The sequence below is a fragment of the Acinetobacter johnsonii ANC 3681 genome (assembly GCF_000368805.1).
Lineage (GTDB): Bacteria > Pseudomonadota > Gammaproteobacteria > Pseudomonadales > Moraxellaceae > Acinetobacter > Acinetobacter johnsonii.
In genome coordinates, this window is record NZ_KB849704.1 from 151,906 (window position 1) to 172,759 (window position 20,854).

Here is a 20,854-nt window from a genome sequence, read left to right on the forward strand (position 1 = left end):
TGGGCAATGATTTAATAGTGGGACACTTTGATCATTTTAATTTTTGCGTAGATTGAGTATTAAGCAGATTGATCAGTCCATCTATGTTGGTCAATGTAATGGATGTGACACTATCTAATACGTTTGAACCTTATCATTAGTACAATATACAGATTAGCGCAACACCACCATGTCAGTGCTGAAGCGCTAGAAATGTATTTATTTTTATATCTTTAAGGATACAAACGTTTAAAGACGATGTTCAGTGTCTTCATGCTTATTGGTAAAAGCTCTGCGACGAGTACGTTGCCAAGGCAGTGGACGATTGAGTGCTTCTGGAACGTCACCACTTAGTGAGCGTAAGCGTAAGTGCAAAGCCGCTTGCGCCATTAAATTTGCCGATACAGGTGCAGTTAAGAAGGCAAACAGCGTTAATAACAGCTCAGCAAAACCAAAGCGTCCTTGGAATGCAGAATAGATCATTGCCGCGATCAAGAAGCTCCCTAAGCCTAAGGTACTTGACTTGGTTGGAGCGTGCAGGCGCATGAATAAATCGGGCAGGCGCACCATTCCAATCCCTCCGACCAGCATGAAGAAAGTGCCGATCATGAGAAAAATGGAGACTAAAATTTCCATCGTAAGTTGCATCGATCTCGCTCCTAGTCAATCACATGACCTGAGGTGAAGTAGCGTGCTAAAGCGGCTGTAGAGACAAAGCCGAGCATCGCAACCAAAAGAGCACCTTCAAATAATGAAGTGCTGGCCCAGTAAATGCCTAAAATAATAATGAGGCAGATTGCATTTAAAAAGAGTGTATCGAGTGCTAAGAGTCGGTCTACAATCGATGGACCGATGATTAAGCGAATTAAGCACAGCAACATTGAAATGGTGACGGCGATTAAACAAATCCCGAGGGCATAAGGCAAAATAGTCATGCTTTGTCTCCTGCTTCGACGCCAAAAATTTGCATTAACGGTTTTTCATAACGCGCTTTAATATTTTCAATCTCGGCATTTTCATCATCGGTGCTGAGGGCATGAACTAAAATGTCCCCGCGATCTTGATCGATGCCTGCTGAAACAGTGCCTGGTGTGGTGGTAATAATCATCGCCAGTAAGGTGTTTACTTCCTCATGTTGTGTTTCCAACGGAACACGAAACCACTTGGGTTGTAGACGATCAATTGGGCCGAGGACCAATTTAGCCACTTGAATATTCGACACCACAATGTCGTATAACACCACAAAAAATAGTTTCAGCGCCGCTTTCCATTCAATATTTGGAGTGTAAGTAATGAATGGTCTGATCAGACGCGGAATAAAAATGGCCAGTAAAAATGCCATCACTAAGCTGGCTGCATCGACACTATGTGCCAACATCACCCAGCTCAGCGCAACAATCACCGAGACAAAAGGGTGGGGTAACCAACGCTCCAAAAACGACGTTTTTTTCATGTTTAAGGCTCCACCATCGGTTGTAGGCTTTCAGCATCGGGATTCACTTCAGCCTGTTGTTGCTGTTGCATTTGGCGTTTTTTGTATTCGGAAATATGCTCGCCTTTCAGTGTTTCTTCTGAAATTAAATATGGAATCAAATGTGCATTTGGATCTATGCGTTCGCCACCATATTTGGTTTCAGGCAAATTTTCACTGTCGAAAGGTTGTACGCTAATGGTTTGCCCATGCTCATCAGTTTTGAGCAAAGTCTGTTCATAGAGCGCATTATTTTGGATCTGCTCAGCCGTTTGGTAAGTGTACTTTTGAATTGGACCTGCAAATACCATATAAGCCATTAAACCTAGCAACAATAGATAAATGGTTTTGTCATTGCGCTTAGGTGCTTGCTCAGGCAAAGCTTGGTACGCGGCATAAGTAGCTTCATCAGGGTTGTCTTCTGGTTTAGTTGCGCGCCAAAAAATCACGAAACCCACACGTGTAAACGCAATAATACTTAATAAACTCACCATTAAAATTGTCACAATAATTAGCAATTGATACGGTGAGTGTGCGGTGGCTTGGAGAATAAATACTTTGCCCAAGAAACCACTAAAGGGTGGTAAACCTGCCATCATCAAGGCAATGGTGAAATAGGTTAACGCCACCACCTTATGCTGTTTCATTTGTGGTGCAATTTTAAAATGGTCTTTAAATTCACCACGTTGAGAGGTAATCCAACCACTTAAAATGTAGAAAGCTGCCGCAATAATGGTACTGTGCACCAAATAATACAGTGCCGCTGCCCATGCCAAGGTATTGAACAGGGAAATGGCGATTAAAATCGTGCCCACAGAAGACAAAATCATAAAGCCAATGAAACGACGTAAGCGTTCCGCACCCATCGCGCCAATCACACCATAGACTGAGGTAATTAAGCCAATCGGTAATAGAATGTATTGCAGGATTTCACGGCTAATCGTATCGTCAAATACGGTACCATTAACACGTAAAATGGCATAAATACCGACTTTGGTCATGATGGTGAACAGAGCTGCTACAGGAGTGGTCGCGACCGCATAGGTTTTCGGTAGCCAAAAACCGACAGGTAGCATGGCTGCTTTAATGCCAAAGACTGTAAATAACAACAGCCCACCAGCAACAGCAATACGATGTTGATCACCTTCTAATAGAGGCATCAGACGTGCAACATCCGCCATATTGAGGCTACCAACGCTACCATAAATCATGCCAAGGCCAATCAGAAACAGAGCTGATGCTAACAAGTTAATGGTGACATAGTGAATGCCGAGTTGAAAACGCGCTTTGCCTTGGCCATGCAGTAACAAAACATAAGAGGCCATCAACAAAATTTCAAAGAATACGAACAGGTTAAATAAGTCGCCTGTCAGGAAGGCACCGGTTAAACCCATCAGTAGGAAATGACACATGGCGTGGAAATAACGGCCACGTTCATCCCATTCTTTGCTGGCAAACCACATCACTGGAACAGCTAAGCCGTAGGTTAAAACCAGCATCAGGGCAGACAGTTGATCGAGGACCAAAACAATACCAAATGGTGCAGCCCATTCACTCAAGTTATAAACACTGATTTGCCCTGAGCTGGCAAAGATCAGATAGTTGACCGCTGTAAATAAGCCCAACAGGCCAGAGGTATAACTGATGCCTCGACGCCAAGGTTGTCGCCAGTCTTGTGCTAAAGAACCTGATCCCGGATTACCCAGTAATACCAAAATAAAGGCGGTAATGGCAGGAATTAAAATACTAAAAATTGGGGTGTGTTCGGTCCAAAATTGGATGAAGTCATTCATTATGGCTCATCCTCACGTGGGTCAATTTGTGGTATTTCTTCTTTAGAGTCAACGTGGTCGGTTCCTGTTTCATAACGACTGCGTAAAGCCAGTTGTACAATAAACGCCGTGGTAGCAAAGCCAATCACAATCGCGGTTAACACCAAGGCTTGTGGCAAAGGGTCAGTGGCTTTGCTGGCTTCCGTGAGTACCGCGGGTGCATTAAGTTGAAGTCGCCCCATGGCAAATAAAAATAAATTGACGGCATAACCAATCATGGCCAAGCCAAGTACCACAGGGAAGGTACGGGCACGCAAAATCAAATAGATGCCTGTGGCAGTCAACAGACCAATAGCGGAGGCAAGTAACAGTTCTAAACTAATCATATTAATCCCCCTTTGATACTGGACCAGACATACTAGAGTGACGCGAGTCCCCAAGTACTGAAATAAGTAGCATGGTTGCACCTACGACCGTGATATAGACCCCGACATCGAACAGTGCAGCTGTCGCTAGGTGCATTTCGCCTAAGATCGGTGGCGACACATAAAAGTGTGCACTGGTGAGGAAGGGACGTCCCCAGAACCATGCGCCTAAGCCTGTTAATCCTGCAATGACCAGACCTGTTCCAATCCAGATTTCATACAAACGACCAGACTTGGCTTTGAGCAGTTGTTCTGCATGATCCTGACCGAGTGCCATGTACTGAATAATCAAGGCCAAAGCGGTAATTAGACCTGCGATAAAACCGCCCCCAGGCAGATTGTGTCCACGCAGGAAAATATACAGACTGACCACCAAGGCAATAGGTAAAATCCAAGACGCAGTGATACGAAGCATCAACGGAGAGGGATTAAAACGGTAACTGAGACCTTGAGTCATGGTGGTGCCGTGGGTACGCATACCATCCATTAAGCACAGTGCACCAATGCCTGCGATGCCGAGGACGGTAATTTCACCGAAGGTATCGAAACCACGGAAGTCGACCAAAATCACGTTGACCACGTTGGTTCCGCCGCCTAATGGAATCGACTGCTGCATGAAGAACCATGAAATGGAGTTGTGATCACGGGTCAAGATGAGCCATGTGATCCATGCAATGCCGAGCCCGCCGCCTATTGCAATGAGGGCATCTCGCCAACGGCGTGATACACTCGACTCATAGGGAGTGAGTTGTGGTAAAAGCGATAAACTCATCAATAACAGTACGGTGGTGACCACATCGACGGTGATTTGTGTCAAAGCCAAATCAGGTGCAGAGAAGCAGATAAAGACCATAGTCACGACTAAACCAATCGCGCCACTGATCAATACTGCTTTAATCCGTTCGTGGTGGAACCATAGCATCATCCAGCACGAAGAGAATAACAGTAGCCATAGTACGACTGCTAAAGCAGGGGCATGGGTGAGTTCACGGGTACCTGTGGTCAGCCCTTGTCCTAAAAATGGGAGTGAGACTACGGCAATACTGAAGACCACAATCCAAAGAATATAGCTTTGTAATTTACCGTTTTCAGTCAGTCGTTTAAATTTGCGCGAGTTGAGCAGGAGTGACTTAAGGAATAAGTCAAAGGCAACTCGACCTTGTAGACGACCTAAATATGGATCGAGATCAATTTCTCGAATTTTGCCACCCTTCGCTAGACTGAAATAGAAAATCAGACCGCCAATCGATGCAATCACGCTCATCAATAATGGCATGTTAAAACCATGCCATAGTGCAAGATGTGCGCCTTCAAAGTCCATCACTTGGGTGCTGGCACGTGCTGTACTGTTGACTATCTTTTCAACCAATAGGGCAGGGAATAAGCCGACTAAAATACACAGAAACGCTAGTAAAGTAGCTGGTGCACGCATGCCAAACGGCGGTTCATGTGCATCTTTGTTCGGAACTTGTTTGCCTAATGGGCCATCGAAGAAAACCCCATGTACCAAACGCACAGAGTAAGCGACTGCAAAAATCCCTGCCAGTGTCGCGACAATCGCCGAGCAGATGAGCACAGGACCAGACAGATTGCTAAGCAGCTCAGTAAAGAACATTTCTTTAGATAAGAAACCGTTGGTCAATGGTACGCCAGCCATCGATGCTGCAGTGACCATCGTCAAAGTGGCCGTATAAGGCAACAGTTGCCATAACCCACTAAGCTTGCGTAAATCACGTGTGCCTGACTCATGATCGATAATACCTGCGATCATGAACAGCGCTGCTTTAAAGGTGGCATGGTTAATGATATGGAAAATAGCCGCAGCCACAGCCAATGGTGATCCGATTCCCAAGAGACACATGATCAAGCCGAGATGGCTAATCGTTGAATAGGCCAATAAACCTTTCAGGTCTTCTTTAAAGATGGCAAAAAACGCAGCCATACAAAGGGTAAACAGACCAATAAAGGTGACCAAATTGTGGAACAGTGCCGCACCTGCAAAAATGGGTAACAGTCGTGCCACCAAGAAAATACCCGCTTTTACCATGGTTGCTGAGTGTAAATAAGCAGACACGGGAGTCGGGGCTGCCATCGCGTTGGGCAACCAAAAATGGAATGGAAATTGCGCACTTTTGGTAAAAGCACCGAGCAAAATCAGCAGCAACGTAGGAACAAATAAAGCATGACTTTGAATTTGTGCTGTCATTGTCAAGATTTGATCAATCTCGTAGGTGCCTGTGATTTGGCCGAGCAAGATGAAACCACCCAGCATGGCTAACCCGCCCATACCCGTAATGGTCAATGCCATGCGTGAGCCACGTTGTGCCGCGTCGTAATTGCTCCAATAACCGACCAATAGGAAAGAGGAGATACTGGTCAACTCCCAAAAAACGAGGAGTAAAATTAAATTATTGGAGAGTGAAATCCCGAGCATGGCTGCCATGAACAACATGAGCAGTAGATAGAGTTTATTGAGAGAATTTTTTGGGCCTAAATAAAAATAGGCATAAATATAAATGAGCGTCCCGATGCCACTAATCAATAAGGCAAAGAGGAGGCCTAATGCGTCTAGACGGAAGCTGAAGTCAATTCCAAGCTGCGGCAACCATGACCACGACTGCGTAATGACAGCGCCATTAAACACCTCTCGTGCTTGGGTCAGTAATAAGCCTAAACTTGTCATACTGACCCCAACAGCTGCGAAGGCGGTTAGCCTGCGTGAGCTCTGCTTCAGTAATGAGACAAGGGTTGTGCCAAGTATTAACGGTAACAATATAATAATCGGTAGCACACTCGTTTCCATTGTCGTGAATAGGTCAAAACCTATTGGTGAATCTCATCTTTCAAGGATTACAGGACTGCAAAGAGCAGCCCAAGAGTCTCAATCTTGAAAGCCAATGTGAAATTTAAAAATAATGAAGTTGTGTTGCGCAACTCATGAAGCGTTATAGCAAAATCCGATTTCAGTTAGAAATTTGCAAGTAAAACCGATCATATAACATGACTAAAACAACATCAATCTTTTTTGCGCTGACGCAAAACATTATACGCGTGATGGTTGTTTCTTGGTGGATGACAGGTACTTTCTCAGTGCAAGAAATGTAAAAAAGCGACCATTGGTCGCCTGTTTTTGAGGGTTAAAATAGATATGCTTATGAAGCAGGCTAAGTTAATGGATTTGCCGATGAAGCATCATCTTCAGCACTGAGTAAAGTAATCAAATGCTGTTGCTGTTCGGGAGAGAGTTGCTGCTGTATTTGTGTGAATAATTCAGCCACACTTAAATCTTGGGGTTCAGCCGCAATCGGTTCGGTGCTTCCACTCGTCGCTTCATGATTGGCAAGGTTTTGGTAAATTACATCGAACTGATGTTGCAGTGGTTGGAGTTGGATAGGACTTAATTGCTTATTTTCCAGTTTGAGGCATTGAAACTCGCTGGCTTGTTCCAGCAACTCACTTCGGTTGCCTGAGGCGATAATTTGTAGTCGAGGAAAAGCCTGATTTAAACGTTTTAAAATGACTTGCGCCATATTTTGATCCAATTGATGATCAACCGCGTCAATCAACAGTACGCCGTCACCTTCTAAACAGGGGAACAGGCTTTCAGGATTGAGTAGGCATAAACGTCGCACAATATCGCCAACGAGCGCCACCCAGTTGCGGATACTATTGGAAAGCTGTTGATAGAGCATGCTGTTGCCATGGTAGCGCACCATCAGTTGTAACTTGGGATGATATTGCAGATAAATATCTTCTATTTCGGGCAGAACGGTTGCTAACGCTTGCTTGAGTGCTTGTAGGCTGGGCGACTGGATATGTGCTTGAGCCTGAGCCAGTTTATAGCTTAAGGGAATATCGGGTGGCATGCTTTTGGGCTGATGCAATATCGTTTGTAAAAACTGTGCAGTTTGCGCATTTTCAATATCGCTGATTTCACGAAACCACTCAAAGAAGCGCGCAAAGGTGGTATAGGGAATAGCTGAAATTTCATAGGCATGTGCATGTTGGAAAATCAGGGGATTGTTCTTGCTGAGAATATTCATCTCATTGACAAAACGTTCCGCAGGATAATACGCAATCAACGGTAAACCTTGCAGCGGATCTTGTAACGTTGCCTGCTGATATAGATTGACCAGTTGTTCGAGTTCCAACGTTTCAACTCGACTGATGCCAATGCCTTGTTGGTTTAAGGTCTTGTAGAGTTGCCATGTATAGGGTTCGGGCGCAGTATCGGCTGCCGTAGGTTTGAGAGCATACAGCTCAGCGGGCACAGCAACTTGAATATCAATTTTGGACTGTAGTCGGTTCAGCATAATATCGTGATCTAACATCACCACACCTGCAGAGCGTAAATCTTTATAACGGGCCGCAAACCAAGTCAGAGCCTGATAGCTAAAACGTAAGATCGAGGTCTTGCCTGAGGCTTGATCGCCTAAAATTAAAGTGACGGGTTTATCGTGATAAGAAAAATCGACTTTAAGGTCAGCAAAATGCAGGATGTGTTTCAGGTGAATCGATTGAATTTTCATAGAACACCCGCAGCGGTTGTGACTATTTTTACATTCGACTATCCAACAACTTTACGTAATGAGCTTGGCATTTGTTTTTTCAGCTGTTGCATCAGATCGTAAATGTGATGGATATTTAAACTTACTTTAGCACGTGTACAGGCCACGTAAAGTAGTCTTAACTCTTCATCACTAATTTTATGGTCTTTGTCGTTGACCTTAAACTGATAATCATCTTCGATGTGAACGCGGTTCCACTCTAAGCCTTTGGCTTTGTGTGCGGTGGAAATAATATAATCCGCTTGTTCAATTGGCGTAATCTTCGCGAGGGCTTTTTTGAGTGGATCGGTGCCATGATCATCTACCAATTTTACTAAAGGCTTGATGTCACTGCCGTCATTGGTTTCGCAGTATTCATGTACATCATGCCAAGAATTAAACCAGGCCAGTTCAGGCACATCGGTGACGCGCTTACCTTGTTTCAACATCGCTGCGGCATCGACAAAGCGGTTCAGTTTGACATGGTCGGCTTGTAAGCTGACTTTGTCGCCATGGACCAATCCTGAGAGTAACAGTTCCATAGCGCGCGCATTGGTGCGACATAAAATCGCATCGCGCATTTTGGTATGGGGTTTGTTGACCACTTTGGAGTTGAGCAGAGGGTTACCCATGAGTGGTACGGTTTCATTCAAGGCGCCTAAAATGGCATTGGCATGCAATGCAATCTCTTCACCAAAACGAAACGAGGTGGTAAGGCGTGACTCAGGCAAAGGCAGTTGTTGCATGGCATTGACTGCGCCGCGCCATGCATAAATCTGTTGGTGTGCATCTCCGACATAGATCACTTGTGTATTACGCTGCTTCAGTAAGATGCCCAACATCAGCGGATCGGCATCTTGTGCTTCATCAAACAACACATAGTCACTTGGGATATTGGGTTCAGACAACGCCCACAGTTTTAAATAAATATCGTGACCAATCCCAGCTTGATGATTGGGATCAATGGACTCTAACCAACGACGTTCAATGGCAGGGTAGAGGTGCTTTTGTAGTGAATCGATATCATCGGGGTGTAACCAGCTCGGTGCTTGTAAATGTCGCGGTGCTGGGTACTGAGAACTGGTTGAACAGAAGTGACTCACGGCATTCGCCACAAGGCTGGCTAAGCGTGAGGGCATCAACACATATTTTTCATAACGTCCGCCCATCATCCGTCTTAAGGTGATGGGTTCAAGGCGGTATTCTTTGGCAATAAAACTCGGACTTAAACGAGGCAGACGAAGTTTGTCCGTCACTCCACGTGGAACACTGCGAAAGGCAAGCGAGTGGAAGGTTCGGCAGTCGACATTGCCATGAAACTTCGTTTGCGCTTCGCTGGCAATGGCTTTGTTGAACGCTAAATACATGCCACGTCTTTGTGGCATGGCATCGCTAATCATTTGCAGGGTAGTGGTTTTACCTGTGCCTGCATAAGCAATTACTTTAAACGATTTGCCCAGACGCGCGTTATCAATGGCAATGGCTTGCTCATAAGTCGCGCTCGGTTTGATGATATTCGACACAGGCAATAAACTTAGTGGCTGCGGTTGGCTTTTTCAAGCAAACCAGAAAGCCCTTGACGACGTGCCAATTCATTAAGAACCACTTGAGGGTCTAAGTCGAAATAGCCTAAAACCACAATCGTATGGAACCAAAGATCTGCCACTTCATAGATCAAATCATTTTTATGGTCTTCATTGGCTTCAGATTTAAAATCCTTAGCCGCGATAATGGTTTCAACCGCTTCTTCACCGACTTTTTCTAAAATTTTGTTGAGACCTTTATGATACAGCTTCGCGACATAAGACGAGTCAGGATCAGCTGCTTTACGCTCAGCCATCATTTGACCGAGGTAGGACAAAACTTCAACTTGCTCAGACTGAGCCGTTGAGGCATTCATTGCCAATGTATGTGGATTTTTCGATTTTTCGCCATAAATCGCGTTCGGGTCTTTGAGCTGTGCATCCACAATTTCCCAGCCATTTGGCGTGAGTTTACGGTAGAAGCATGATTCACGCCCTGTGTGACAGGCAATTCCGCCGTGCTGTTCAATTTGCAGCACAATTACATCGGCATCGCAGTCGAGACGAATTTCATGTACGGTTTGAAAATGCCCAGATTCTTCGCCTTTGTGCCATAACTTGTTGCGTGAACGAGAGAAATATACGGCTTGGTTTTTCTCAGCCGTCAAAGCCAAAGCTTCACGGTTCATCCATGCAACCATCAAGACACGTCCCGTTTGGTGATGCTGTGCAATGGCAGGGACTAAACCTTGTTCGTTAAATTTTACTTCATCGAGCCATTGCAAATTGTTCATAAGATTTCACCAAGCGAATAAATATTGAGAGTGTTACGATGTTAACGTAGCGCGCTATAGTCTACGTGATTTAAACAGAATAGAGGAGAAACTTTCTACAGTTATCTCACAGCGGCTTAATTGATATATTTTAGAAATTCAACCATCAGTCACCCATCCAAAGCGGATGACGATGATTGTCATCGCATTCTACACAGAATGATTGTTTTGTTTTGCAATATCCCGATAGTTCATTTGACTGAACATGCCTAATTTTAAACCTGAAATCGTCACCGCCATTTCTTTACGGAAATAGGGGATTCGATACATCCAAGCAAAGCTTAAATCACGTAAACCACCTGCCCACCATAGGTCAGATTGGTAAAGTGGTGTGAGTAAACGACTTAAAAATTGATAGAACGCCGTCGAACTTTGACGGTGTTGATGATACGTTTGCCAGAGTTGAACATAATCAATGTTTTCATTTTTTCTTGCACTTTGAACCGCTTGCCCCAAAGCCCATGCATCTAAAAGGGCCATATTTGCACCTTGCCCCAGTTGTGGACTCATCGCATGTGCTGCATCACCCATGACACCGATACGACCCTCACCAAACTTAGACAGCACCACATCACGATAATTTGCAGTCAACCATTGTGATTTTTGTTCAGGCCGGGCAATGACTTGTTCTAACCAATCCGCAGCAGGTTTCCAACGCTTAGACACTTGGTTTAACCAGTCTGAGTAAGCTTGTGAATTGTGTAGAAAGTTATTTAGCTGATGGCTTGGAAGACTCCAAAATACACTCGACAGTCTTTGCTTGGGTTCATGTGGCACTGTACCTGTCGGTAAGATTCCCATCATGATTTTAGAGCGATCATGAAACTGATGTAAAATTTCTGTATCTAATTCAAGACATTCAGGAACAATTGTCCATTTGGCTCCCCAAGGATAAGCTTGATCAACCTTTACCCATTTTTTGGGTCTTAAAAGGCTGCGTGCGCCATTGGCAATGATTACAGCATCAAAAGCTTGATCAAATGATTCACCATCTTTACTACCCAAAACCCGAACTTGATAGGATGTTTCTTCTAATTTCTGAATGTCGGTATTCATATACCACGTAATGAGTTCTGGATATTCACGGCATTTATTTTCTAAAACATGACATAACGTTGCTCGATGAATCCCTACACCATAAAAATCAGGATGCGCTTGTTGATAATGACTATTGACCAGTAAATTTCCATTCGGTAATTGACCTTTGAGCCCAGTGACTTTTGCACCCAGTCTTAAAACTTCATCTAAAAGGCCTAAATGCTCAAAAACAGCTAAACCAGAGGGCTGTAGTAACAGTCCTGCTCCGACAGGTTCAAGTTCTGAGGCTTTCTCTAAAATACTGACTTGAATATTTTGTCGAGCCAGTAAAATCGCAGTGGCTAACCCTGCGGTTCCTGCACCGATGATGGCGAAGTGGGGGGGCTGATTAGAAATCATAGATCGAATGATTTAACCATTGTCTAAAATGAATGCGTAACGAATATCATCAGGTTTTTTTAATTGGTCGATGTTGATTTTAATGAAATCCTCTAAAGAGCTTGAAATAACATTTCGTTCCCAAGATTCATTTTGTAATTCAATAATTTGACCATATTGTCCTTGTTCACTAGGATCAAGATCAATCATTAAATAATCACCATTTCTCCCTTCTGCAAACGGAATCCAGTTGGGATTGGTATAGTCACTTATTTTTGTTCGAACATCATAATTTGGGTAATTCGAGTGATCGAGATTTTCTCCAGTATTGAGTTCAACATTATGTTGCCAATGCTTATAAATATCTTCAAAAGGTAGTAAATCGTAATTCCAGCCCTTCACAAAAAAAGTAAAGATAGCTGTAACCGGATTCCAATACACATTATGAACTTTATAAAAACTGGTTAAAACTTCAGGCATATGCATCTCATTTTGCATGTGGATTTCCTGAATGTCTTGACGCTGTATACCGTGCTTTAAATTATAATAATTATTGTGTTGGGGAACGATACTATGAATTGCATTGAGCCAATTTGACCATAGGGTTTGAAAATGGGCATATTCTGGAGCTAAGGCTAAGGGTTCTGGTATTTCAGATTTAATATAGGCTGAGAAACTAATCCCATCGATTTGCTGGTTTTTTAAATCGCCATGAAACCATGCATAAACGTCATGTGCAACTAAGGCTTTGTTGCGGTCGCCTTCATAAATAGGAATACGTAACTCAGGATGTTTAAAAAAATAAGAGATTGCTTCATGTTGGCCGTAATGGAATTGTCCCTTAAAGGCATGTTTTGGAGCGGCATCATTTTCTCGACGTTTAAATGAAACATCAATTGTATCAATAAGATGATCTTGTTTAGCATAGGCTGTGATACCAAGTTCATCCCAAACATAGATTGTATTGGTTTCGCAGTTTAAAACCCGATGCGTTGTATCCAGTACAGAAATCAATTTTTCTGTTGGAATGGGGAAGTTAAGGGGGTGTTGGTTTAATAAAAAAGTATTTTCACTTAAAATTATTGTTAGCATAGAAAAAATGTAATCTCGATTTTTCTTTATTTGGTCAGATTAAACAAGATTACATTCATGCGCAAATTTTGTTTATAAATCTTGTATGACCTGTGCAAAATGCTGTTTTTCCACCATTTCCAAGAACTCATCACCTAAGCGCTGACTTTCAGAAATACATTGGTTCCACATTTGAATGCGCTGTTTTTGGTCGAGCCCTTTGAGGGTGAAATCTTTACGATCGGGCAGGCGTCCTAAAGGTAAGCTCTGTAAATAGTCTTGGGACGGAGACAATAGTAGCGTACGGGCTTGATTTTCAGGATTGGCGCGACGTTTAAACAGTTTATCAAACCACCCCGGCGTAATGCTGTCCGTAAAGTGCGGATAAAGCACAATGCCTTGACTCTCAAAAGGCAGATCGATGTGATAGTCAATCAGACCACCATCGCGATAACTGCCTTGTGGCGCATCTGGAATATCGCGAATTGCGGCCATCACGCCTGGAATAGAGGCTGAAGCAATCAGCCAAGGCAGAACGTTTCTAGCGGTGAGACTGTGATAATGAGTGAGGAAATCATCTTCCACTTTAAATTGTTTACCATTGCTGGGCTGACTAATTACCCGTTGCATAAAGTGGCGACTATGCTTTCGCGAAACAGCGGTTGTGCCGATGATACCTGCCACAGAGGCCAATAGCGGGAGAACTTGGTCACTTTGGAAGATGTGCTGTGCTTTAATCGACAGCACTGTGAGGTGGTAATCGGGATGATTGACCAATTCCGCTTCTTTGCCTTGCACCAAGTCGAGCAGCATGCCACGGCAAATATCACTGACTTCTTGACGCTGCATTTTTTTGTCAAAATAGAGGTTGGTATAGAGTTCACCTAAACGTTCGGTACCTGCTTTCGCACCGTGCGCTAAGATGCTGGCAAAGCGCCAACTGCCAATGGATGAACCAATCAACGTTCGTCTTTGCGGTGCACGAGCAAAGAATTCACCAAAAATGGCTTGGTCTAAACCTTGAATCCCGATGCCTTTGGGCCCACCTGCGGCACCGGGTACAATATCGACCTGTTCAGCTTGTAAGCCTTCACTTTGAATGAGTTGACGTGCTAATTTACCTGCACGAATGCTTAAAGCTGGAGGGTGTTTTTGCAGGATTTGAGTCATCGTGATCATTCAAAATAGACAATATGTATTGTCATTTTAACTTGCGAGAGAGCGAGCGCATTGGCAAAAGTGATCCAAGAATGACTTGGGAGTCACTTCCTACATAAAACCTAAACATAAAAAAGCCTGAGAGACTCAGGCTTTTAATACAGCAGAAAGCGTCTATTTAAACACGCGCCACACCGCCAGTAAGCTGGTGAGTACAATTAAAATCACTGAAATAAACCAAGGCGAGATAATCGCAATCGACAGCAAAATGGCCATGAGACTGCCAAAAATCCAACTGCGTTTTTGCTGATGCTCCATTTGTAGGCGCATACTTTGCAGTTCATTGAGCTGTTTAGCATGCCAAGCTGATTGGTTTTTGAGACCATTTAAGCTATCGACCAACAGCGTTGGGAAGTCTTGTGCCCCTAAAAGTAAGTCCGGAATTTTTTGTCCTAACTCTTTTAGGTTCTTTTGTGGATTCATTTGCGCTTTGATCCAATCGGTCAGGATTGGCTTAGCTAAACTCCAAATGTCCAGCTCCGGGTAAAGGTCAGTCCCTAAACCTTCAACATGTACGAGGGTTTTAAGCAGCAGCATCAGTTGTGGTGGAATTTCCAAATGGAAGCGTCGTGCAATATCCATAACTTGAATCAAAATGCCCGCGAAGTCCAATTCATGCATAGGTTTGGACACCATTGGCCCGACCGTGCGACGCATTTCACGTGCTAGTGCATCTTGGTCTGTGCCCGGTGGAATCCAACCAGCTTGATGCACGATTTGAATCAGTTGCATAAAGTCGCTGTTCATGACCGCAAGCAGCATACGTGCCACGGTCATTTGGTCATGCTTCGACAACTCACCCATAATGGCACAGTCCAGCGCAATATAGCGGGGTTGGCTTGGGTTTAGGGTTTCAACGAAGACATTGCCCGGATGCATGTCGGCATGAAAAAAGTTGTCACGGAAGACTTGGGTAAAGAAAATGGTCAAGCCTTTTTCCGCCAGATCTTTACGATCCATCCCCAGCTTTTCAAAGGTTTCAATATCTGAAATGGGAACGCCCGTAATGCGTTCGGCCACCATCACGTCTTTGCTGTCCATATAGACTTCAGGCACATACATCATGCTTGAGCCTGTAAAATAATGGCGCATACGACGGGTATTGTCGGCTTCTAAAGTCAAATCCAGTTCATTTAAAATGACTTGACGATAGTTCTGAATAATTTCAGATAAGTGCAGTGCACGCGCGGCTTCTAGACGTTTTTCTAGAAAATCACCTAGCCATTCTAAAATTTCAAAGTCTTGTAAAATTTGACTACGAATAGCGGGACGGGTGACTTTCACCACCACTTCGCGCCCATCATGTAAAGCGGCCGTATGTACTTGAGCAATCGAGGCTGCTGCCAAGGGTTGTTCATCGAAGCGTGCAAACAGTGTGTTTACATCGGCTTTCAGTGATTCTTGAATGCGCATTTTCGCTACATCAGAACCAAACGGTTTGACACGGTCTTGGAGTAAAACCAGTTGTTGTAGTACTTCAGGTGGAATCAGGTCACGACGAGTAGACAGTAGTTGTCCCATTTTAATCGCCAGTGGTCCCATTTCCTCTAAAGCCAGTTTGAGCTTCAGTGGATTTTTTCGTTCACGACTGGACCATGCCGCAGGGTGCATACGAATTACACCCAATGCATGGCGTGCTTTTTCAGGCAATTCTTCCGCAGGAAACAACGTGTCGAGTCTATAGTGCGCGGCAATGCGCCAAAGTTCGAGTAAACGTGAAACGTGCGGAATCATATATGTAAATACCTAGTTTTGAGTTGAGTCTTGAGTGTCAATCTGTGCTTGAAGCTGTTGAATTTTGGCTTCGGCACGATCTAAGTTTTGATTAAAAATGCGGGTGTCTTGATGCAGATCATCCATTTGCCAACGTGGGGCAAATAGACCACTGTCTTCTTTTAAGGCATCTTCAGCAAAGAACAAATGACTTTGTAAGGCCTGTTTGATGTGCTTCGGTGCCAGTTGGATTTTGGCCAATTCATGCGCCAAACTTGGGCCAATCCACGGGCTTAGATGCGCAGCCAAGTCAGGCTCAGCTTGTTGCATAATCCGTTGAATATCTTGCAGAAGGTGATAATCGCCTTGCAGGGGGATAGTGCCGACATCATCCGCCAGTAAAAGCTTGAGCAGCTCAACCACATTGGCCACCGTTAAAGTTGCGGTTGCTGGGGTGTGAGACTGAGCTTGATCAAAAGGGCGTTGTTCAAAAATGGACGCTGTTTCACTATGCCCCGTAACGGTAGGTTCTAAGCGCACTTTAGCTTGGTCAAAGAACACATCTACAGACAGTTGCGGGGACGCGATCACCACACGTAACATCTTGCCTTGTAGTTCATTGAGCTGGATGCGAGTGATCGCATCCAAATTAATCACATGATGAATTAATCGTTCAACTGCACCGAGTGCCAGAATCGACCACATAATTTGCCCTTAAACGTTTAATTTTAAAGTTTAAAACCACGGTGTACAGCAACGATACCACCGGTTAAGTTGTGATAGTCACAGTTTTGGAAGCCTGCATTTTCCATCATGCCTTTCAACGTGCGTTGGTCTGGGTGCATACGAATGGACTCGGCTAAATATTTGTAGCTTTCTGAGTCATTGGCAATAATTTTACCCATGATCGGCAGTGCGGTGAACGAATATAGGTCGTACAGTTTTGAAAAAGGCTCAAACACAGGTTTAGAGAACTCTAATACCAGTAGGCGACCACCTGGCTTAAGCACGCGGTACATCGCTGCAAGTGCTGCATCTTTATCGGTCACATTACGTAGACCAAACGAGATCGTGAGTAGGTCGAAGCTGTTGTCTTCAAACGGCTCTAGGGTTTCAGCATTGGCTAATACGAAGTCAACATTGGTACAGCCTGCATCAATTAAACGATCACGCCCCACATTTAACATTGATTCATTAATGTCTGAAAGTACCACATGACCTGTAGGGCCAACTTCGCGGCTAAACACTTTAGCCAAGTCGCCTGTCCCACCAGCAATATCTAATACGCGCTGACCACGACGAACCCCTGACATATTGATCGCAAAGCGTTTCCATAGACGGTGAATACCAAAAGACATCAAGTCATTCATAATGTCGTATTTGCTGGCAACCGAGTGGAAAACCTCCGCTACTTTTTGGGCTTTGTCATCACTGCTGACTGTTTGGTAACCAAAGTGTGTGGTACTGCCCACGTTACCTGTGTTGGCACCGCGAGGCAGGTTGTATTTAGGCACAGAACCTGTCACAGGCGTATTGGTTAGCTGTTGTTGTAAGGACTGTTGCTGACCTTGCGCTGTGCCTTGAGGTAATGGTTCAGTTAAAAATGGACTCACTTTGTCTGTGTTTTGTGCCGACTCTTGAGTAGCGGTAGGCGTTTGATTTTCATTCGACATGGGAGTCACTCCTAACATAGCAATAGGGTAAATGTTGCAGTGCATGCATGATGACAGATTCTAGGACGTTGTACAGTAACCATCATGCAATTGTGCTGAATAATATACAGAAAAACAGCAGAGCAAAGCTGCTGCTGGCTTATTTTTATCAAGTCATTCGTTGAAATTTACTGAAAAGGATACAAATGCCCCGCATGGACTTTATCAATAATTTGACGTTCCACCGCCGTAAAGTCTTTCACAAATTTCTCTGCCGACTTTAGCGGTTTCATGGCTAAAAAGCCATCCTGCATAAATTCATACATGACATTGAAGTTATATTTGTTGGCCGTCCCTTTACACATCTTAAAAGCGGTATAGACCATAAAAGAGCGCATGTATTTATCGAGGTTCTTACCCAATTGATCGAGTAAATACAGCTGTTTCAAGCGTTCTTCGCCTTGTTCTAGTTTTAAATAGGCTTGGCGCATCAAATCATCGGTTAAGGCTTCAGAGGGATGGTGATCTTTCAGCAATTGCATCGCCACTTGTTCATCCAGCCGCACCGCCAAAATAGCCAACTCAACCCCAGAGGTACCTGTTTTAATGGCATTTTCAGGAATTAATTTCTCTGCTTTGTGCGCATATTTGCTCAAGCGCGCAATTTGTCCTGCCAAAGCGTCAAAATCTGGGCCACCATATAAACGGTTGATAAAATACTCGGCCATCAAGAGGTTCTGTTTTTCTGCGAAAGCACGGTTATGCGTGCGTTGCATCCGTTGCTTTTGCCAGACTTGCACATCTTGTAAACGTTGGAAGAGCACCGAATCTTGATGATAATGCAATTGGTAATACTGTTCTAAAAGCTCATCGAGGGCGGCGAGTTTGGACATTTGCTGTCTCAGTTCTATTTAAAGATAGCTAAATCTTAGTGCGTGATGACGGAACTCGCTATGACAAAGTGACAAAAAAACTATTTATTTGTGGTCAGTTTGATGTAGAAGTAGTCAAAAGATACATATGAAAATCATCTAGACCATCATCTTTTAGGATCTAGTGATCTGATTAAATAGAAAAAAGGAGGGGGCCATGGATACAGAAACGATCGTCAGTACAGTGCTGAATGAAGAACAGCTTTCACTGGACTTAATTGAAGCGCAATATGCGTTGATGAATACCCGTGATCAGAGCAATGCAAAAAGTTTAGTGATTTTGGTCAGTGGAATTGAACTTGCGGGTAAAGGCGAAGCGGTGAAACAGCTGCGCGAATGGGTCGATCCGCGTTTTTTATATGTCAAAGCCGATCCACCGCATCTGTTTAATCTAAAACAGCCTTTTTGGCAGCCCTATACTCGATTTGTACCTGCCGAAGGGCAAATTATGGTGTGGTTTGGTAATTGGTATGGGGACTTGTTGGCTACGGCCATGCATGCTTCAAAGCCTTTGGACGACACTTTGTTTGATGAATACGTCAGCAATATGCGGGCTTTTGAACAGGACTTAAAAAACAACAACGTAGATGTCTTAAAAGTTTGGTTCGATTTGTCGTGGAAGTCTCTGCAAAAGCGTCTGGATGATATGGACCCGAGCGAAGTGCATTGGCATAAGTTGCATGGGCTAGACTGGCGCAATAAAAAACAATATGACACCTTACAAAAGCTACGTACGCGCTTCACCGATGACTGGCAAATCATTGATGGTGAAGATGAAGATTTGCGTAATCACAATTTTGCACAAGCGATTTTAACAGCGCTGCGACACTGTCCAGAGCATGAAAAAAAGGCCGCATTAAAATGGCAGCAAGCGCCGATCCCAGATATTCTGACTCAGTTTGAAGCCCCTCAAGCTGAGGATGCAAACTATAAAGCAGAGTTAAAAAAACTCACCAAACAAGTGGCCGATGCCATCCGCTGTGATGACCGTAAAGTGGTGATCGCTTTTGAAGGTATGGATGCCGCTGGGAAAGGTGGTGCGATTAAGCGCATTGTGAAAAAGCTCGACCCACGAGAATATGAAATTCATACCATTGCCGCACCTGAAAAGTATGAGCTACGCCGTCCTTACCAGTGGCGTTTTTGGAGTAAGTTGCAGTCGGATGACATCACTATTTTTGATCGGACGTGGTATGGACGCGTTTTGGTAGAGCGGATAGAAGGCTTCGCAACCGAGGTGGAGTGGCAACGCGCTTATGCGGAAATCAATCGTTTTGAAAAAAACCTCAGCAACAGCCAAACCGTGCTGATTAAGTTTTGGCTGGCGATAGATAAAGATGAACAAGCGGCGCGGTTTAAAGCCCGTGAAAGCACTCCGCATAAACGCTTTAAAATTACCGAAGAAGATTGGCGCAATCGCGACAAATGGGATGACTATTTAAAGGCCGCCGCGGATATGTTTGCACATACTGATACCAGCTATGCTCCTTGGTATATTATTTCCACCAATGATAAACAACAGGCCCGAATTGAAGTCTTAAGGGCAATTTTAAAACAGCTCAAAGCGGATCGCGACACGGATTAAAAAACTTAAAAAAACGGTCATTTGATCGTTTTTATAGAGGCAGATTTAGTTCTTTAACTTAAGGGAATTTGGGTCACTGGCGCTGCAACAGGAATACCTTGTTCAGCGGCTTGTTTCAGTTGAATGCCTTTGGCGAGCTTATACGACTCTTCCACATGGGTTTCCGCAATTTTTTTCATCACGACATAACCCAAGCTGGCCGCAATCATTTGTCCACCAAGAGGAATGAATTTGGTGACTTGTTTGGTGATGTATTTGGCTGCCATGTTATTGAGGGATTTCTTCACGGCTGTACGTGCCACTACCAATCCAGAGAACTCCACGCCACGTTTACGCAGTTCTGACCAATGTATTTGCTTGGTTTCTGGGTCGTAGACACTGACTTGCTCTGGGGTTAAACCAAAACGGGCGTTAATTTCGGGAATCAACTGCGACAATATGCCCACATCAATCACCACATCGAGGAAGGGGACTGGAATAACCGCAGCACCTGCGGAAAAATAGGCGCGCTTTTTGACTAAATCCAAACATTCTTCGCGGATTTGTTCTAAATTTAAAGAGGGATCAATTTTTTCTGGAATGTGCTCTAATTTCATCTTCTAAACCCTAAAATATCCTGATTCACATTGATTCTAGTTTTGCTTAAAGTGCGTATTTTAAAGCAAATTTTAAATAGAAATATGTCATCAAAGTGACATAGACAGAACCAGAAGTATA

General features: G+C 44.0%; 18 protein-coding genes. 1 reads left to right on the plus strand and 17 read right to left on the minus strand.

Going from position 1 to position 20,854, the window contains the following annotated elements:
- Positions 1-228 precede the first annotated feature (228 nt).
- The 16 genes from F946_RS02980 to F946_RS03055 all read right to left on the minus strand — a co-directional run bounded on the left by F946_RS02980 (position 229) and on the right by F946_RS03055 (position 18,513).
- Positions 229-627 carry a Na+/H+ antiporter subunit G gene (locus F946_RS02980; protein WP_004978765.1) on the minus strand — a complete coding sequence of 133 codons (399 nt, stop codon included), beginning with the start codon at positions 625-627 and terminating at the stop codon, positions 229-231.
- 11 nt (positions 628-638) lie between these two features.
- The gene (locus F946_RS02985; RefSeq protein ID WP_004692700.1) at positions 639-914 is read right to left on the minus strand and encodes a monovalent cation/H+ antiporter subunit F; all 276 of its coding nucleotides are present in this window, start codon (positions 912-914) and stop codon (positions 639-641) included.
- Positions 911-1,432 carry a Na+/H+ antiporter subunit E gene (locus tag F946_RS02990; protein ID WP_004978767.1) on the minus strand — a complete coding sequence of 174 codons (522 nt, stop codon included), beginning with the start codon at positions 1,430-1,432 and terminating at the stop codon, positions 911-913. Before F946_RS02990 ends, F946_RS02985 begins: the two co-directional genes overlap by 4 nt.
- Positions 1,433-1,434: 2 nt before the next feature.
- Positions 1,435-3,243 (minus strand): monovalent cation/H+ antiporter subunit D, encoded by a 1,809-nt coding sequence (locus F946_RS02995; RefSeq protein ID WP_004978769.1) that lies wholly within the window; start codon positions 3,241-3,243, stop codon positions 1,435-1,437.
- Positions 3,243-3,608, minus strand: a complete 366-nt coding sequence (locus F946_RS03000) for a Na+/H+ antiporter subunit C (protein ID WP_004692695.1) — start codon at positions 3,606-3,608, stop codon at positions 3,243-3,245. The genes F946_RS02995 and F946_RS03000 overlap by 1 nt, the downstream gene beginning before the upstream one ends.
- 1 nt (position 3,609) lies before the next feature.
- Positions 3,610-6,450 carry a monovalent cation/H+ antiporter subunit A gene (locus tag F946_RS03005; protein WP_004978771.1) on the minus strand — a complete coding sequence of 947 codons (2,841 nt, stop codon included), beginning with the start codon at positions 6,448-6,450 and terminating at the stop codon, positions 3,610-3,612.
- Between the two features lie 361 nt (positions 6,451-6,811).
- Entirely contained in the window at positions 6,812-8,176 is a 1,365-nt protein-coding gene (locus F946_RS03010) for an AAA family ATPase (RefSeq protein ID WP_004978773.1), read from the minus strand.
- A 38-nt stretch (positions 8,177-8,214) separates the two neighbouring features.
- Positions 8,215-9,717 (minus strand): AAA family ATPase, encoded by a 1,503-nt coding sequence (locus F946_RS03015; RefSeq protein ID WP_004692691.1) that lies wholly within the window; start codon positions 9,715-9,717, stop codon positions 8,215-8,217.
- A gap of 11 nt (positions 9,718-9,728) precedes the next feature.
- Positions 9,729-10,511, minus strand: a complete 783-nt coding sequence (gene hisIE / locus F946_RS03020; RefSeq protein WP_004978775.1) for a bifunctional phosphoribosyl-AMP cyclohydrolase/phosphoribosyl-ATP diphosphatase HisIE — start codon at positions 10,509-10,511, stop codon at positions 9,729-9,731.
- 189 nt (positions 10,512-10,700) lie between these two features.
- Entirely contained in the window at positions 10,701-11,987 is a 1,287-nt protein-coding gene (locus tag F946_RS03025; RefSeq protein WP_004978777.1) for an FAD-dependent oxidoreductase, read from the minus strand.
- Between the two features lie 12 nt (positions 11,988-11,999).
- On the minus strand, positions 12,000-13,058 hold the full coding sequence (locus tag F946_RS03030; RefSeq protein ID WP_004978778.1) for a DUF7738 domain-containing protein: 1,059 nt from the start codon (positions 13,056-13,058) through the stop codon (positions 12,000-12,002).
- A gap of 72 nt (positions 13,059-13,130) precedes the next feature.
- Positions 13,131-14,207 carry a patatin-like phospholipase family protein gene (locus F946_RS03035; RefSeq protein WP_004978782.1) on the minus strand — a complete coding sequence of 359 codons (1,077 nt, stop codon included), beginning with the start codon at positions 14,205-14,207 and terminating at the stop codon, positions 13,131-13,133.
- A 162-nt stretch (positions 14,208-14,369) separates the two neighbouring features.
- Positions 14,370-15,989: an ABC1 kinase family protein gene (locus F946_RS03040; protein ID WP_004978783.1), complete on the minus strand. Its 1,620-nt coding sequence runs from the start codon at positions 15,987-15,989 to the stop codon at positions 14,370-14,372.
- Between the two features lie 12 nt (positions 15,990-16,001).
- Positions 16,002-16,673 (minus strand): ubiquinone biosynthesis accessory factor UbiJ, encoded by a 672-nt coding sequence (locus tag F946_RS03045; RefSeq protein ID WP_004978784.1) that lies wholly within the window; start codon positions 16,671-16,673, stop codon positions 16,002-16,004.
- 23 nt (positions 16,674-16,696) lie between these two features.
- The gene (ubiE, locus tag F946_RS03050) at positions 16,697-17,641 is read right to left on the minus strand and encodes a bifunctional demethylmenaquinone methyltransferase/2-methoxy-6-polyprenyl-1,4-benzoquinol methylase UbiE (protein WP_004978787.1); all 945 of its coding nucleotides are present in this window, start codon (positions 17,639-17,641) and stop codon (positions 16,697-16,699) included.
- A gap of 167 nt (positions 17,642-17,808) precedes the next feature.
- Positions 17,809-18,513, minus strand: a complete 705-nt coding sequence (locus F946_RS03055) for a DUF8198 family protein (RefSeq protein WP_004978789.1) — start codon at positions 18,511-18,513, stop codon at positions 17,809-17,811.
- A gap of 196 nt (positions 18,514-18,709) precedes the next feature.
- Here F946_RS03055 and pap point away from each other — a divergent pair, with 196 nt between their 5' ends.
- Complete coding sequence (gene pap, locus F946_RS03060) at positions 18,710-20,137, plus strand: polyphosphate:AMP phosphotransferase (protein ID WP_004978791.1); 1,428 nt, start codon at positions 18,710-18,712, stop codon at positions 20,135-20,137.
- Positions 20,138-20,190: 53 nt separating this feature from the next.
- Here the strand turns inward: pap and F946_RS03065 are convergent, their stop codons facing one another.
- On the minus strand, positions 20,191-20,733 hold the full coding sequence (locus F946_RS03065; protein ID WP_004978793.1) for a hypothetical protein: 543 nt from the start codon (positions 20,731-20,733) through the stop codon (positions 20,191-20,193).
- Positions 20,734-20,854: the final 121 nt, after the last annotated feature.

Coding starts and splice junctions, on each gene's coding strand:
- F946_RS03040 (WP_004978783.1), bottom strand. CDS start 15,989: ATGATTCCGCACGTTTCACGTTTACTCGAACTTTGGCGCATTGCCGCG.
- pap (WP_004978791.1), top strand. CDS start 18,710: ATGGATACAGAAACGATCGTCAGTACAGTGCTGAATGAAGAACAGCTT.
- F946_RS03030 (WP_004978778.1), bottom strand. CDS start 13,058: ATGCTAACAATAATTTTAAGTGAAAATACTTTTTTATTAAACCAACAC.
- F946_RS03010 (WP_004978773.1), bottom strand. CDS start 8,176: ATGAAAATTCAATCGATTCACCTGAAACACATCCTGCATTTTGCTGAC.
- F946_RS02985 (WP_004692700.1), bottom strand. CDS start 914: ATGACTATTTTGCCTTATGCCCTCGGGATTTGTTTAATCGCCGTCACC.
- F946_RS03025 (WP_004978777.1), bottom strand. CDS start 11,987: ATGATTTCTAATCAGCCCCCCCACTTCGCCATCATCGGTGCAGGAACC.
- ubiE (WP_004978787.1), bottom strand. CDS start 17,641: ATGTCGAATGAAAATCAAACGCCTACCGCTACTCAAGAGTCGGCACAA.
- F946_RS02995 (WP_004978769.1), bottom strand. CDS start 3,243: ATGAATGACTTCATCCAATTTTGGACCGAACACACCCCAATTTTTAGT.
- F946_RS02990 (WP_004978767.1), bottom strand. CDS start 1,432: ATGAAAAAAACGTCGTTTTTGGAGCGTTGGTTACCCCACCCTTTTGTC.
- F946_RS03035 (WP_004978782.1), bottom strand. CDS start 14,207: ATGACTCAAATCCTGCAAAAACACCCTCCAGCTTTAAGCATTCGTGCA.
- hisIE (WP_004978775.1), bottom strand. CDS start 10,511: ATGAACAATTTGCAATGGCTCGATGAAGTAAAATTTAACGAACAAGGT.
- F946_RS03005 (WP_004978771.1), bottom strand. CDS start 6,450: ATGGAAACGAGTGTGCTACCGATTATTATATTGTTACCGTTAATACTT.
- F946_RS03000 (WP_004692695.1), bottom strand. CDS start 3,608: ATGATTAGTTTAGAACTGTTACTTGCCTCCGCTATTGGTCTGTTGACT.
- F946_RS03055 (WP_004978789.1), bottom strand. CDS start 18,513: ATGTCCAAACTCGCCGCCCTCGATGAGCTTTTAGAACAGTATTACCAA.
- F946_RS02980 (WP_004978765.1), bottom strand. CDS start 627: ATGCAACTTACGATGGAAATTTTAGTCTCCATTTTTCTCATGATCGGC.
- F946_RS03045 (WP_004978784.1), bottom strand. CDS start 16,673: ATGTGGTCGATTCTGGCACTCGGTGCAGTTGAACGATTAATTCATCAT.
- F946_RS03065 (WP_004978793.1), bottom strand. CDS start 20,733: ATGAAATTAGAGCACATTCCAGAAAAAATTGATCCCTCTTTAAATTTA.